The organism is Gellertiella sp. DMC107 (assembly GCF_056313605.1).
The window spans coordinates 464,689-479,105 of sequence record NZ_JBQUZZ010000003.1; the positions used below are offsets into that span (position 1 = coordinate 464,689).

At 60.0% G+C, this 14,417-nt stretch carries 10 protein-coding genes and 1 tRNA gene; all 11 read right to left on the bottom strand.

The window, feature by feature from the left end; all coding sequences use genetic code 11:
- Positions 1-4 precede the first annotated feature (4 nt).
- On the bottom strand, positions 5-4,207 hold the full coding sequence (gene rpoC, locus ACT54B_RS12990; protein ID WP_476045382.1) for a DNA-directed RNA polymerase subunit beta': 4,203 nt from the start codon (positions 4,205-4,207) through the stop codon (positions 5-7).
- A gap of 180 nt (positions 4,208-4,387) precedes the next feature.
- Complete coding sequence (rpoB, locus tag ACT54B_RS12995; protein WP_476045383.1) at positions 4,388-8,530, bottom strand: DNA-directed RNA polymerase subunit beta; 4,143 nt, start codon at positions 8,528-8,530, stop codon at positions 4,388-4,390.
- A gap of 237 nt (positions 8,531-8,767) precedes the next feature.
- Complete coding sequence (gene rplL / locus ACT54B_RS13000; RefSeq protein ID WP_476045385.1) at positions 8,768-9,145, bottom strand: 50S ribosomal protein L7/L12; 378 nt, start codon at positions 9,143-9,145, stop codon at positions 8,768-8,770.
- Positions 9,146-9,205: 60 nt separating this feature from the next.
- A complete protein-coding gene (rplJ, locus tag ACT54B_RS13005; RefSeq protein WP_476045387.1) occupies positions 9,206-9,724 on the bottom strand; it encodes a 50S ribosomal protein L10 in 519 nt (172 codons plus the stop codon).
- A gap of 368 nt (positions 9,725-10,092) precedes the next feature.
- Positions 10,093-10,788, bottom strand: a complete 696-nt coding sequence (gene rplA / locus ACT54B_RS13010) for a 50S ribosomal protein L1 (protein WP_476045388.1) — start codon at positions 10,786-10,788, stop codon at positions 10,093-10,095.
- A gap of 2 nt (positions 10,789-10,790) precedes the next feature.
- A complete protein-coding gene (gene rplK / locus ACT54B_RS13015; RefSeq protein WP_183368538.1) occupies positions 10,791-11,219 on the bottom strand; it encodes a 50S ribosomal protein L11 in 429 nt (142 codons plus the stop codon).
- A gap of 142 nt (positions 11,220-11,361) precedes the next feature.
- Positions 11,362-11,892: a transcription termination/antitermination protein NusG gene (gene nusG, locus ACT54B_RS13020; RefSeq protein WP_183368539.1), complete on the bottom strand. Its 531-nt coding sequence runs from the start codon at positions 11,890-11,892 to the stop codon at positions 11,362-11,364.
- 16 nt (positions 11,893-11,908) lie between these two features.
- A complete protein-coding gene (gene secE / locus ACT54B_RS13025; RefSeq protein WP_476045389.1) occupies positions 11,909-12,109 on the bottom strand; it encodes a preprotein translocase subunit SecE in 201 nt (66 codons plus the stop codon).
- 203 nt (positions 12,110-12,312) lie between these two features.
- Positions 12,313-12,388 (bottom strand) — tRNA-Trp (locus ACT54B_RS13030).
- Positions 12,389-12,553: 165 nt separating this feature from the next.
- The gene (locus ACT54B_RS13035) at positions 12,554-12,868 is read right to left on the bottom strand and encodes a hypothetical protein (protein WP_476045390.1); all 315 of its coding nucleotides are present in this window, start codon (positions 12,866-12,868) and stop codon (positions 12,554-12,556) included.
- Positions 12,869-13,091: 223 nt separating this feature from the next.
- Positions 13,092-14,267 carry an elongation factor Tu gene (gene tuf / locus ACT54B_RS13040; RefSeq protein ID WP_476045377.1) on the bottom strand — a complete coding sequence of 392 codons (1,176 nt, stop codon included), beginning with the start codon at positions 14,265-14,267 and terminating at the stop codon, positions 13,092-13,094.
- Positions 14,268-14,417 lie beyond the last annotated feature (150 nt).

Below are 14,417 nucleotides of genomic sequence, written 5' to 3' on the forward strand. Positions count from 1 at the left end.
CGGCTTATTCGGCTGCCGGCTGCTCGTTGAGCTCCTGGAGCATCGGGGTCGCCACGCCTGCACCAGTCGTGTTGCGGCGCTCTTCGAGGATGAGCTCGTCGCGCTGGGTCGCAATACGGCGGATCTGGGTCATGGTTCCACCGGTACCGGCCGGGATAAGGCGGCCGACGATGACGTTTTCCTTGAGGCCCTGCAGCGTGTCGGTCTTGCCGGCAATCGCTGCTTCCGTGAGCACCTTGGTGGTTTCCTGGAAGGAAGCCGCCGAGATGAAGGACGGGGTCTGCAGCGAGGCCTTGGTGATGCCGAGAAGAACCGGATCGCCCGAAGCCGGCTTCTTGCCTACTTCGATCAACTGGTCATTCACGTCTTCCAGCTCGATGCGGTCGACATTGTCACCGACGATGTACTGAGAGTCGCCCGCATCGGTGATTTCCACCTTCTGGAGCATCTGGCGGACGATCACTTCGATGTGCTTGTCGTTGATGACCACGCCCTGCAGACGATAGACTTCCTGGATTTCGTTCACGAGGTAGGAAGCGAGTGCCTCCACGCCCTTGATCGCCAGAATGTCATGCGGTGCCGGGTTGCCGTCGAGGATGTAGTCGCCCTTTTCGATGTAATCGCCATCCTGCAAGTGGAAGGGCTTGCCCTTCGGGATGAGATATTCGACGGGCTCGACGCCATCTTCAGCCGGCTCGATGATCACGCGGCGCTTGTTCTTGTAGTCGCGGCCGAAGCGGATCGTACCATCGATTTCGGCGATGATCGCATGATCCTTCGGACGGCGCGCTTCGAACAGTTCTGCCACGCGCGGCAGACCACCGGTGATGTCCTTGGTCTTGGCGCTTTCCAGCGGAACACGGGCCAGCACGTCGCCCTGGGATACCTTCGTACCCGGTTCGACCGAGAGGATGGCATCCACGGAAAGCATGTAGCGAGCATCGCCGCCACGGGGCAGCTTGACGATGTTGCCGCTGGCATCCTTGAGGACGATGGCCGGCTTGAGGTCCTGACCACGGGGGGTCGAACGCCAATCGATAACCTGACGCTTGGTGATACCGGTGGATTCGTCGGTGGATTCCAGAACCGAGATACCGTCCACGACGTCCTCGAACTGAGCCGTACCGGCGACTTCCGTCATCATCGGGCGGGTATAGGGGTCCCACTCGGCGAGACGCTGACCGCGCTTCACCCTGTCGCCGTCATCCACGAAGACCTTCGAACCGTAGGCCACACGCTGCGAAGACCGCTCAACGCCACGTTCGTCCAGGATCGTGACAGCCATGTTGCGGCCCATGGCAACCAGGTTACCATCGGAGTTGCGCAGCATGTTGCGGTTCTTGATCAGCACCGTGCCTTCATACGACGCTTCGAGGAACGACTGGTCAACCACCGTCGCGGTACCACCCAGGTGGAAGGTACGCATGGTGAGCTGGGTCCCCGGTTCACCGATCGACTGTGCGGCGATGACGCCCACAGCTTCACCGATGTTGACGGGCGTACCACGGGCCAGGTCGCGGCCGTAGCAGACGCCGCAAACGCCGGTCTGGATCTCGCAGGTCAGAGCAGAACGGATGCGGACAGACTGAATGCCGCACTTCTCGATATCGATCACGTGGGGCTCGAGGATCATCTGGCCCGCATCGACGATCCGTTCGCCGGTCAGCGGGTTGTCGATGTCATCGAGAGCCGTACGACCGAGGATACGGGCGCCGAGCGAGGCAACGACCTGACCGGCATCGACGATGGCGGTCATGGTGAGGCCGGTATCGGTGCCGCAATCCACGTGCGTCACAATGCAATCCTGTGCCACGTCGACGAGACGGCGGGTCAGGTAGCCCGAGTTCGCGGTCTTCAGGGCGGTGTCTGCGAGACCCTTACGGGCGCCGTGCGTCGAGTTGAAGTACTCGTTCACGGTCAGGCCTTCCTTGAAGTTCGAGATGATCGGGGTCTCGATGATTTCACCCGACGGCTTGGCCATCAGGCCACGCATGCCGCCCAGCTGGCGCATCTGGTTCGGCGAACCACGGGCACCGGAGTGGGACATCATGTAGATCGAGTTCATCGGCTTCTGACGGCCATTGTCGTCGAATTCGACGGCCTTGATGCGGGCCATCATTTCTTCGGCAACCTTTTCGGTGGCCTTGCCCCAGGCATCGACGACCTTGTTGTACTTCTCACCCTGGGTGATCAGACCGTCGTTGTACTGCTGTTCGTATTCCTTCACCAGGGCTTCGGTGTCGCCGACGATCTTGGCCTTGGTGTTCGGAATGACCATGTCGTCCTTGCCGAACGAAATGCCGGCGCGGCAGGCATGGGCGAAGCCGAGCTGCATGATGCGGTCGCAGAAAATGACCGTGTCCTTCTGGCCGCAGTGACGGTAGACCGTGTCGATCATCTTGGAGATGTTCTTCTTGGTCATTTCCTGGTTGCAGGTGTCGAAGGGGACGTTGACGTTCTTGGGCAGAAGTTCGCCGATGAGCATACGGCCCGGCGTGGTTTCATAGATCTTCGAAACCGCATTGCCATCGGCATCCACGGTCTTGAAGCGGCCACGGATCTTCGAGTGCAGGGTCACGACCTTGTTTTCAAGGGCGTGATGCAGCTCGCCGATATCGGAGAAGGCCATGCCTTCGCCCGGCTCGTTCTGGTTCAGGATCGAGAGATAATAGAGGCCGAGAACCATGTCCTGCGAGGGCACGATGATCGGCGCGCCGTTGGCCGGATGCAGGATGTTGTTGGTCGACATCATCAGCACGCGGGCTTCGAGCTGGGCTTCGAGCGACAGCGGCACGTGAACGGCCATCTGGTCGCCGTCGAAGTCGGCGTTGAAGGCGGTGCAGACGAGCGGATGCAGCTGGATGGCCTTGCCTTCGACCAGGATCGGTTCGAAGGCCTGGATGCCCAGGCGGTGCAGCGTCGGCGCGCGGTTCAGGAGAACCGGATGCTCGCGGATGACCTCGTCGAGGATATCCCAGACTTCCGGCTTTTCCTTTTCAACCAGCTTCTTGGCCTGCTTGACGGTCGAGGAATAACCCTTCGCGTCGAGGCGGGCGTAGATGAACGGCTTGAAGAGTTCCAGCGCCATCTTCTTCGGAAGACCGCACTGGTGCAGCTTCAGTTCCGGACCGGTCACGATGACCGAACGGCCGGAATAGTCGACGCGCTTGCCGAGCAGGTTCTGACGGAAGCGGCCCTGCTTGCCCTTCAGCATGTCGGAAAGCGACTTCAGCGGACGCTTGTTGGCGCCGGTGATGACGCGGCCGCGGCGGCCGTTGTCGAAGAGCGCGTCCACGGATTCCTGGAGCATGCGCTTTTCGTTGCGGATGATGATGCCCGGCGCGCGCAGTTCGATCAGGCGCTTCAGGCGGTTGTTACGGTTGATCACGCGACGATAGAGATCGTTCAGGTCGGAGGTCGCGAAACGACCGCCATCCAGGGGAACCAGCGGGCGCAGGTCCGGCGGGATCACGGGGACGACCTTCATGATCATCCATTCCGGGCGGTTGCCGGATTCGATGAAGTTCTCGACGATCTTCAGGCGCTTCATCAGCTTCTTCTGCTTGAGATCCGAGGTGGTCTCAGCAAGCTCGACGCGCAGGTCGCCGGCGATCTTCTCGAGGTTCATGCTGGCCAGCATCTCGTAGATCGCTTCGGCGCCGATCATGGCGGTGAACTGGTCTTCACCAAACTCGTCGACGGCCAGCATATACTCTTCTTCCGAGAGTAGCTGGTTTTCCTTGAGCGAGGTGAGGCCCGGCTCGGTCACGATGTAGTTCTCGAAATAGAGAACGCGTTCGACATCCTTCAGCGTCATGTCGAGCAGGGTCGAGATGCGCGAGGGAAGCGACTTCAGGAACCAGATATGGGCAACCGGCGCTGCGAGCTCGATATGGCCCATGCGCTCACGGCGAACGCGCGACAGCGTGACTTCAACGCCGCACTTTTCGCAGATGATGCCCTTGTACTTCATGCGCTTGTACTTGCCGCACAGGCATTCGTAGTCCTTGATCGGCCCGAAAATGCGCGCGCAGAACAGACCATCGCGTTCCGGCTTGAACGTGCGATAGTTGATCGTCTCCGGCTTCTTGATCTCGCCGTAAGACCAGGAGAGAATCTTCTCCGGCGACGCAATCGAGATCCGGATGGAATCGAAGGTCTGCGCAGGCATCTGCGGATTGAAAAGATTCATGACCTCTTGGTTCATGCCTGTCTCCTTCTTGGGCTCGGGGCCCTAGCTTGCGAACGGTTCCGGCCATTTCCCGGGAGCCTCACCGTCGCTTGGAACATGTGATAACCGCAAATTGCGGCGATATCCCGCCCCTCGCCTTTTCGGCGGAAAACGGGAGATGGCGCGCGCCGGAGAGACGCGCGCCGTCCTTTGTTCTTACTCGGCTGCGTCGGGCAGCGTCTGGCCGTTGGCCGGATCGTCGACGCGGGAGTTTTCCAGCTCCACGCTGAGGCCGAGCGACCGCATTTCCTTGACCAGAACGTTGAAGCTTTCCGGAATACCGGCTTCGAAGGTGTCGTCGCCACGGACGATCGCTTCGTAGACCTTGGTACGGCCGGCCACGTCGTCCGACTTCACGGTCAGCATTTCCTGCAGCGTGTAGGCGGCGCCGTAGGCTTCGAGTGCCCAGACTTCCATTTCCCCGAAGCGCTGGCCGCCGAACTGCGCCTTGCCACCCAGCGGCTGCTGGGTCACGAGCGAGTACGGGCCGATCGAACGGGCGTGGATCTTGTCGTCCACGAGGTGGTTCAGCTTCAGCATGTAGATGTAGCCGACGGTCACCTGACGGTCGAACTGTTCGCCGGTACGGCCGTCATAGAGCGTCGACTGACCGGACTCCTTGAGCCCCGCCATCTTCAGCATCTCGTTGACGTCCTTCTCGACAGCACCATCGAAGACCGGGGTCGCGATGGTGACGCCGCGGCGCCACTGTTCGGCCAGACGAACCAGCGAACCGTCGTCGTAGTCGTTGACCGGCTCACCCTTCGGACCATTGCCGATGACCTTGCTGACCGTCTCACGCAGGGGCTCGATCGAACCGCCGGCCTGATAGGCTTCCAGCATGTCGCCGATCTGGCGGCCCATGCCTGCGCAAGCCCAGCCCAGATGGGTTTCAAGGATCTGGCCCACGTTCATGCGCGACGGCACGCCGAGCGGGTTCAGCACCACGTCGACATGGGTACCGTCCTCGAGGAACGGCATGTCCTCGATCGGCACGATGCGCGACACGACACCCTTGTTGCCGTGACGGCCGGCCATCTTGTCGCCCGGCTGGATCTTGCGCTTCACGGCGACGAAGACCTTGACCATCTTCATGACGCCCGGAGGCATTTCATCGCCACGCTGGACCTTCTCGACCTTGTCCATGAAGCGCTGTTCAAGGCGCGACTTGGATTCATCGTACTGGCCACGGAGCGCTTCGATCTCGCCCTGGACCTTCTCGTCCTCGACGGCAAACATCCACCACTGCGAACGCGGATACTCCGAGATCACGGCGTTGGAAAGCTCGGTGCCCTTCTTGAAGCCCTTCGGACCGGCGACGGCATTGTGACCGCGCAGCATGTCGATCAGACGGCCATAGACGTTGCGGTCCAGGATCGCCTGTTCGTCGTCGCGGTCCTTGGCGAGACGCTCGATTTCCTCGCGCTCGATGGCCATCGCGCGCTCGTCCTTCTCCACACCGTGACGGTTGAAGACGCGGACTTCCACGACGGTGCCGAACGTGCCCGGAGGCATGCGCATGGACGTATCGCGGACGTCGGAGGCCTTTTCGCCGAAGATGGCGCGCAGAAGCTTTTCTTCCGGCGTCATCGGGCTTTCGCCCTTCGGGGTGATCTTGCCGACCAGGATGTCGCCCGGCTGAACTTCGGCGCCGATGTAGACGATGCCGGCTTCGTCGAGGTTCTTCAGCGCTTCTTCCGAAACGTTCGGAATGTCGCGGGTGATTTCTTCCGGACCAAGCTTGGTATCACGCGCCATCACTTCGAATTCCTCGATGTGGATGGAGGTGAACACGTCGTCGCTCACGATGCGCTCGGAGAGCAGGATCGAGTCTTCGTAGTTGTAGCCATTCCACGGCATGAACGCGACGAGCGCGTTGCGGCCGAGGGCCAGATCGCCGAGGTCGGTCGACGGACCGTCCGCAATGATGTCGCCCTTGTTCAGAATGTCGCCGACGGTAACCAGCGGGCGCTGGTTGACGCAGGTGTTCTGGTTGGAACGCTGGAACTTCTGCAGGCGGTAGATGTCAACGCCCGACTTCGACGGATCGAGGTCTTCGGTTGCGCGGATAACGATACGGGTCGCATCCACCTGGTCCACCACGCCACCGCGGCGGGCAGCAATAGCGGCGCCGGAGTCGCGGGCAACGACCGGCTCCATGCCGGTGCCGACGAACGGAGCTTCGGCACGAACCAGCGGAACGGCCTGACGCTGCATGTTCGAGCCCATGAGCGCGCGGTTCGCGTCGTCGTTCTCAAGGAACGGAATGAGCGCGGCCGCGACCGAAACGAGCTGCTTCGGCGAAACGTCCATGAGGTTGATGTTGTCGCGCGGAGCGAGCATCACTTCACCGGCATGACGGCAAACGACGAATTCTTCAGAGAAGGTGTTGTCTTCGTTGAGAACCGAGTTCGCCTGGGCGACGTGGTACTTCGCTTCTTCCATCGCCGACAGGTAGACGACGTCGTTCGTCACCTTGCCGTCCACGATCTTGCGGTACGGGCTTTCGATGAATCCGTACTTGTTGACGCGGGCGAAGGTTGCGAGCGAGTTGATCAGACCGATGTTCGGGCCTTCCGGCGTTTCGATCGGGCAGATACGACCGTAGTGGGTCGGATGAACGTCGCGGACTTCGAAGCCGGCGCGCTCGCGGGTCAGACCACCCGGGCCAAGTGCAGAAAGACGGCGCTTGTGGGTGATTTCCGAAAGCGGGTTTACCTGGTCCATGAACTGCGACAGCTGCGAGGAGCCGAAGAATTCACGCACCGCAGCCGCTGCCGGCTTGGCGTTGATGAGATCCTGCGGCATGACCGTGTCGATTTCGATCGAGGACATACGTTCCTTGATCGCACGCTCCATGCGGAGAAGACCCAGACGATACTGGTTTTCCATCAGCTCGCCGACCGAGCGGACACGACGGTTGCCGAGGTTGTCGATATCGTCGATCTCGCCCTTGCCGTCACGCAGTTCGACCAGCATCTTGACCACGGCCAGGATGTCTTCCTTGCGCAGGACGCGCACGGTGTCGGCCGCATCGAGGTCGAGGCGCATGTTCATCTTCACGCGGCCAACGGCCGAGAGATCATAGCGCTCCGCATCGAAGAACAGCGAGGTGAACATGGCTTCCGCGGATTCCATGGTCGGGGGTTCGCCCGGACGCATGACGCGGTAGATGTCGAACAGCGCGTCCTGGCGGTTCTCGTTCTTGTCGGCCGCAAGCGTGTTGCGGATATAGGCGCCGACATTGATGTGGTCGATGCCGAGAACCGGAACTTCCTCGATGCCCTGATCGAGGATGACCTTCAGGGTCTTCTCGTCGATTTCGTCGCCGGCTTCCAGGTAGATTTCACCGGTCGCATAGTTGACGATATCTTCGGCCAGGTAGTTGCCGTACAGGTCCTCGTCGGAGGCGCGCAGCGCCTTGAGGCCCTTTTCCTGCAGCTGGCGGATCAGACGCGGGTTCAGCTTCTTGCCACCCTCGACAACCACTTCGCCGGTGTCGGCGTCGATCATGTCGGTGACGGTCTTGGTGCCCTTCAGCACGTCCGGCTGGAAGGGAATGCGCCAGCCCTTGCCGTCGCGCTCATACATGGCCTTCGTGTAGAAGGTGTTGAGGATCTCTTCCCCATCCATGCCGAGTGCCATCAGCAGCGACGTCACCGGAATCTTGCGGCGACGGTCGATACGGGCATAGACGATATCCTTGGCGTCGAACTCGATGTCGAGCCAGGAACCGCGATACGGGATCACGCGCGCGGCGAAGAGCAGCTTGCCGGACGAATGGCTCTTGCCCTTGTCGTGGTCGAAGAAGACGCCCGGCGAACGGTGCATCTGGGACACGATCACGCGCTCGGTGCCGTTCACGATGAAGGTACCGTTGTTGGTCATGAGCGGCATGTCGCCCATGTATACCGACTGTTCCTTGATGTCCTTGATGGACTTCGCGCCGGTATCCTCGTCAATATCGAACACGATGAGGCGCAGCGTCACCTTCAGGGGCGCCGCATAGGTCAGGTCGCGCTGACGGCATTCCTCGACGTCGAACTTCGGTGGCTCGAACTCGTAGGACACGAATTCCAGCATGGAAGCGCCGGAGAAATCCGTGATCGGGAAAACCGACTTGAATACAGTCTGCAGCCCCTCGTCAGGACGGCCACCCTTCGGCTCGTCCACCATGAGGAACTGATCATAAGATGCCTTCTGAACCTCGATGAGGTTTGGCATTTCTGCTACTTCTGGAATTTTTCCAAAAAACTTGCGTACGCGCCTGCGACCGTTAAACGAAAGGGTCTGAGCCATCGTCGCTCCTTATTAATTTGCATCCGGGCCTGCAACAGACGGATACCGCTGGCCAGTCGGCTCCATCAACGAATGGGTCTTCACTTGTCTGTCGAATGGCACTGTGGGGAACCCATGCAACCGGTCCAGCCCCTGGCCGAAGAACCCATTACCCAAGAGCCTTTTTCACCGGGCTCTTGGGTAATGTTTTCTTGGAAATACCGGGAGAGCGTCGCCGCTCTCCCGGGCATTTCGATATTACTTGACGTCAACCTTGGCGCCAGCGTCCTCAAGCTTCTTCTTGAGGTCGGCAGCTTCAGCCTTGGAAACGGCTTCCTTGACCGGCTTCGGAGCGCCTTCGACCAGGTCCTTGGCTTCCTTGAGGCCGAGGCCGGTGATGCCGCGGACTTCCTTGATGACGTTGATCTTGTTGGCGCCAGCGTCAACCAGGATCACGTCGAATTCGGTCTTTTCTTCTTCAGCCGGAGCAGCAGCTGCACCGCCAGCAACGGCAGCAACAGCTACCGGAGCAGCAGCGGAAACGCCCCACTTTTCTTCAAGCATCTTGGACAGCTCAGCAGCTTCCAGGACGGTCAGCGAGGAGAGGTCTTCTACGATCTTTGCGAGATCAGCCATTGTCTTAGTTCCTTGAAATTCGGTTCGAACCGTATTGTTGATTTACAGCGAAAATCCGCCTTAAGCGGCTTCGTCCTTCTTGGCATATGCGGCGAACACGCGAGCAAGCTGGCTTGCCGGTGCGCTGACAACCGTGGCGATGCGGGTTGCCGGGGTCTGAATCATGCCCAGCAGCTTTGCACGCAGCTCGTCCAGCGAAGGCAGGGTCGCAAGCGACTTGACTGCTTCGGCGTTGAGCGTGGTTGCCCCCATGGCACCACCGAGAACAACGAGCTTGTCGTTGGTCTTGGCGAATTCCATGGCGATTTTCGGAGCCACGATCGGGTCGACGCTGTAAGCGATCAGCGTCTGGCCCTTGAAGAGATCTGACATCCCTTCGGACTCCGTGCCCTGAAGAGCAATTTTGGCCAGGCGGTTTTTCGCGACTTTGACGGTACCGCCAGCATTACGCATCTTCGAACGAAGATCGTTCATCTGCGCAACGGTGATACCGGCATAGCGGGCCACGACAACCGAGCCCGAAGCCTTGAAGACTTCGTTCAGTTCCGTGACGAATTCGCGTTTTTCCGCTCTTTCCACTGCCTATCTCCAGTTGACAGAACCGAACATGTTCGGCCCTGCCGGGTTTACTTATGCCTCCCGAGACCTGAAATCAGGATCCCGGACGACGCTTGAGGATCCTGTCCCCTCGCGCGCTTTCCTCATCGGCCGGCGGACACAAGGCAACCTAGGTTCGAACCGGATTGTTCCTCCACGTCACGTGGATGAAATTCCGCTTCTTACCCGTCTCATGCAGGCTCAGTCATTAAGGCAGAGCCACCTGCAATCTCGGACAGGAGTTCCGGACTTTTGATCCGGAAATTTCCGGCCCGGAGGCCGGAAATCTGTTTACCGGCCGAAGCCGGAATTCTTTCGGACGCTGACGCGCTGTCCGAACGGATCGACGCTTACGCGTTGACCGAGGACGGATCGACCTTGACGCCCGGGCCCATGGTCGAGGAAATCGCCACGCGCTTGACGTAGGTGCCCTTGGCGCCAGCCGGCTTTGCCTTGATGACGGCATCAGCGAAGGCCTTGATGTTCTCTTCGAGCGCCTTGGCGTCGAAGGAAGCCTTGCCGATACCGGCATGGACGATACCAGCCTTCTCGACGCGGAACTCTACGGCGCCGCCCTTGGATGCCTTGACGGCACCGGCGACGTCCATGGTTACCGTACCGACCTTCGGGTTCGGCATCATGCCACGCGGGCCGAGAACCTTACCGAGACGGCCGACGAGCGGCATCATGTCCGGGGTTGCGATGCAGCGGTCGAATTCGATCTTGCCGCCCTGCACGATTTCGACCAGGTCTTCCGCGCCGACGACGTCAGCACCGGCAGCGCGGGCTTCGTCAGCCTTGGCGCCACGGGCGAAAACGCCGACGCGAACCGTACGGCCCGTGCCGTTCGGCAGGTTGACCACGCCGCGGACCATCTGGTCTGCGTGGCGCGGGTCGACGCCGAGGTTCATGGCGACTTCGATGGTTTCGTCGAACTTGGCGACGGCGCGTTCCTTCACCATTGCAATGGCGTCGGAGAGAGCGACGAGCTTAGTCGGATCAACGCCTTCGCGGATCTTCTGAATGCGCTTTGCGAGCTTAGCCATGATCAACCTACCACTTCCAGGCCCATGGAGCGGGCAGAGCCCTCGACCATTGCCATTGCGCCGTCAACGTCAGCCGCGTTGAGATCCTTCATCTTGGCTTCAGCGATCGTGCGGATCTGAGCCTTGGTGATCGAGCCGGCCTTGGCCTTGCCCGGGGTCTTGGAACCGGAGGTGATCTTGGCTTCCTTCTTGAGGAAGTAGGATACCGGCGGCTGCTTCATCACGAAGGTGAAGGACTTGTCCTGGTAGTAGGTGATGACGACCGGGATCGGCATACCCTTTTCCATTTCCTGCGTCGCTGCGTTGAACGACTTGCAGAATTCCATGATGTTGATGCCACGCTGACCAAGCGCCGGGCCGATCGGCGGGGACGGGTTTGCCGATCCTGCCTTGACCTGCAGCTTGAGCTGGCCTGCTACCTTCTTAGCCATTTCTCTGCCTTTCATTGTCAGCCGGTTGCCCGGCCATTTTGCCGGGAGATCCCGGCGGCTGCGGTTGCGTGGTTCGATCCCTTGCCCATCAGGCTAGGATGGAAGATCTTCCACGCGGGGGTTCGGGCCCTTGGGCCCGGGGTCAGACCTTTTCGACCTGACCATATTCCAGTTCGACCGGGGTGGCGCGTCCGAAGATCGACACTTCCACCTTCAGGCGCGACCGCTCCTCGTCAACATCCTGAACGATGCCGTTGAAGGAAGCGAAAGGACCATCCGAAACACGAACCTGTTCGCCGATTTCGAAGGAAATCGAGGATTTCGGCCGCTCGACACCTTCCTGGACCTGACCCAGGATGCGCTCGGCTTCGAAATCGGGAATCGGGACCGGCTTGTTGTCGGAACCGAGGAACCCGGTGACCTTCGGCGTGTTCTTGATGAGGTGATAGGCCTCATCGGTCAGGTTGGCGCGAACGAGGACATAGCCCGGGAAAAACTTCCGCTCGCTGTCCACCTTGCGGCCGCGACGCACCTCAACGACCTTTTCGGTCGGCACGAGGATCTTTTCGAAGAGGTGGCTCAAGCCCTTCTGGCGAGCCTTCTCCTCGATCGATTCCGCAACCTTGCGCTCAAAATTCGAATATGCGTGGACGATATACCAGCGCGCTGCCATGTTCATCTCCGCCCGATTAGTTGCCAACACGCAGCACGAGGCTGACGAGCCAACCGATAAGCTGGTCGGAGGCGAAGAAGAATAGAGCCGCCAACACCACCATGACCAGAACCATGGCCGTGGAGATCATTGTCTCGCGCTGCGACGGCCAGGTGATTTTGGACGCTTCGGAGCGAACCTGCTGCAGAAACGCAAAAGGGTTGGTTTTCGATGCCATTGACTTCCCACGCCATTACGGCGCGTAAAGCTGACTATGTCAGCCCCACGCACCGCGTGTCTGTTAAACCCTACATAGACGCCGATTCCCTTTTTCACAAGAGGGAACCGCCATCTAACGATCGATCAAATCCCAAACCAACGACAAAATCCACCGTAAAGCAGCACGTTGCCCGCGCTCCACGGTGAACAAGCCTGTTGAAATGGCAGGGGCAGAGGGGCTCGAACCCCCGACCTGCGGTTTTGGAGACCGCCGCTCTACCAACTGAGCTATACCCCTAGTCCTTCGCTCCTCAGCCTGTCGCTGCCGGAACGAGGCGGTTTCTATTCAGTTTGCATGAGGATGGCAAGCACCTTTGTGAAGATAATCAGAAACTTTCTGCACTTTGCTCAACAGGCGATGTCACCGCGGAGAGACTCGCCGAGCCCCGCCCTTTGATCCTTCTCACACCAGTTCTTGAACCAAATCCAGAATCTGTACCGCTGCGGGCAACTCCAACAGCAGCTCGGCGTCACGCTCCAGATGGCGGATACGATTGGGATCGTCGCCGGCCCAGCTGGTCATCGCCTCCCGGGTCGGCCACCAGGATATCACCATGAAGTGACATTCTTCCTCCCGGTTCTCGCGCAGCATCTGCACTTCGGTGGCTCCCAGGGCTTTCAGCTTCTTCACGCCATTCTCGTAAAGATAGGCTTGATAGAGGTCCGCTTTGTCCGGGCGCGTTCGCCCTCTCCAGATTCGTGCAATGCCCTGTCCCATGAAAGCGATCCTCCGTGCTGTTGGCGGGAGCATCGCCGATGGCCCGGCGGGAGAGAAACGACTTATTCTGAGAGCGCTTGCAGGGCCGTTGAAGCGAGCGCCGAACGGGATGGTGAAGACCCGGCAACCGTGCAAATGGGCTCAAGGTCTATCACTCGGGGACACAAAACAAAAACCCCGCCGTTTCCGGCGGGGTCAGAACCATCAGCCTTGTGGCAGACGATTACTCGATGATGGAGGCAACGATGCCTGCGCCGACGGTACGGCCGCCTTCGCGGATAGCGAAGCGCAGCTTTTCTTCCATCGCGATCGGAACGATCAGCTCGACGTCAACGGTCACGTTGTCGCCAGGCATAACCATTTCCGTGCCTTCCGGAAGCGTCACGATGCCGGTCACGTCAGTCGTACGGAAGTAGAACTGCGGACGGTAGTTCGTGAAGAACGGCGTATGACGGCCGCCTTCTTCCTTCGTCAGGATGTAGGCTTCGGCCTTGAACTTCTTGTGCGGCTTCACGGAGCCCGGCTTGCAGAGAATCTGGCCGCGCTCGACGCCGTCACGGTTCACACCGCGAAGCAGTGCGCCGATGTTGTCGCCAGCCTGGCCCTGATCGAGCAGCTTGCGGAACATTTCAACGCCCGTGCAGGTCGTCTTCGTCGTCGGACGGATGCCGACGATTTCGATTTCCTCACCAACCTTCACAACGCCACGCTCGACGCGGCCGGTCACCACGGTGCCGCGGCCCGAGATCGAGAACACGTCTTCGATCGGCATCAGGAAGGGCTGGTCGATCGGACGTTCCGGCGTCGGGATGTAGGCGTCAACCTGAGCCATCAGCTCGCGGATCGCGTCTTCACCGATCGTCTTGTTGGAGTCTTCCAGAGCGGCCAGAGCCGAACCCTTGACGATCGGAATGTCGTCACCGGGGAAGTCGTAGGACGACAGAAGTTCACGAACTTCCAGCTCGACGAGCTCGAGAAGTTCGGCGTCGTCAACCTGGTCGACCTTGTTCAGGAATACCACGATTGCCGGAACGCCAACCTGACGGGCGAGCAGGATGTGCTCGCGGGTCTGCGGCATCGGGCCGTCGGCAGCCGAGCAAACCAGGATCGCGCCGTCCATCTGGGCAGCACCGGTGATCATGTTCTTGACGTAGTCGGCGTGGCCGGGGCAGTCAACGTGCGCATAGTGACGGTTGGCCGTCTCGTATTCGACGTGGGCCGTCGAGATGGTGATCCCACGGGCCTTCTCTTCCGGTGCGGCGTCGATCTGGTCGTAGGCCTTGAATTCACCGAAATACTTCGTGATCGCTGCCGTCAGCGACGTCTTGCCATGGTCAACGTGGCCAATCGTGCCGATGTTAACGTGCGGCTTAGTGCGCTCAAACTTACTCTTTGCCATTTGAATGCTTCCTAGTGAACGTGAGGGTGGCCCGGCGAACCGGTTTGGGTGAGCCGTTTAAGGCTTTCGGGCGCAATGCGCAAGCCATAAATGAAAAGCGCCGCCGCCATCGGACACGACCTAAGCGCATCCGCAGAAACGGTCACAAAA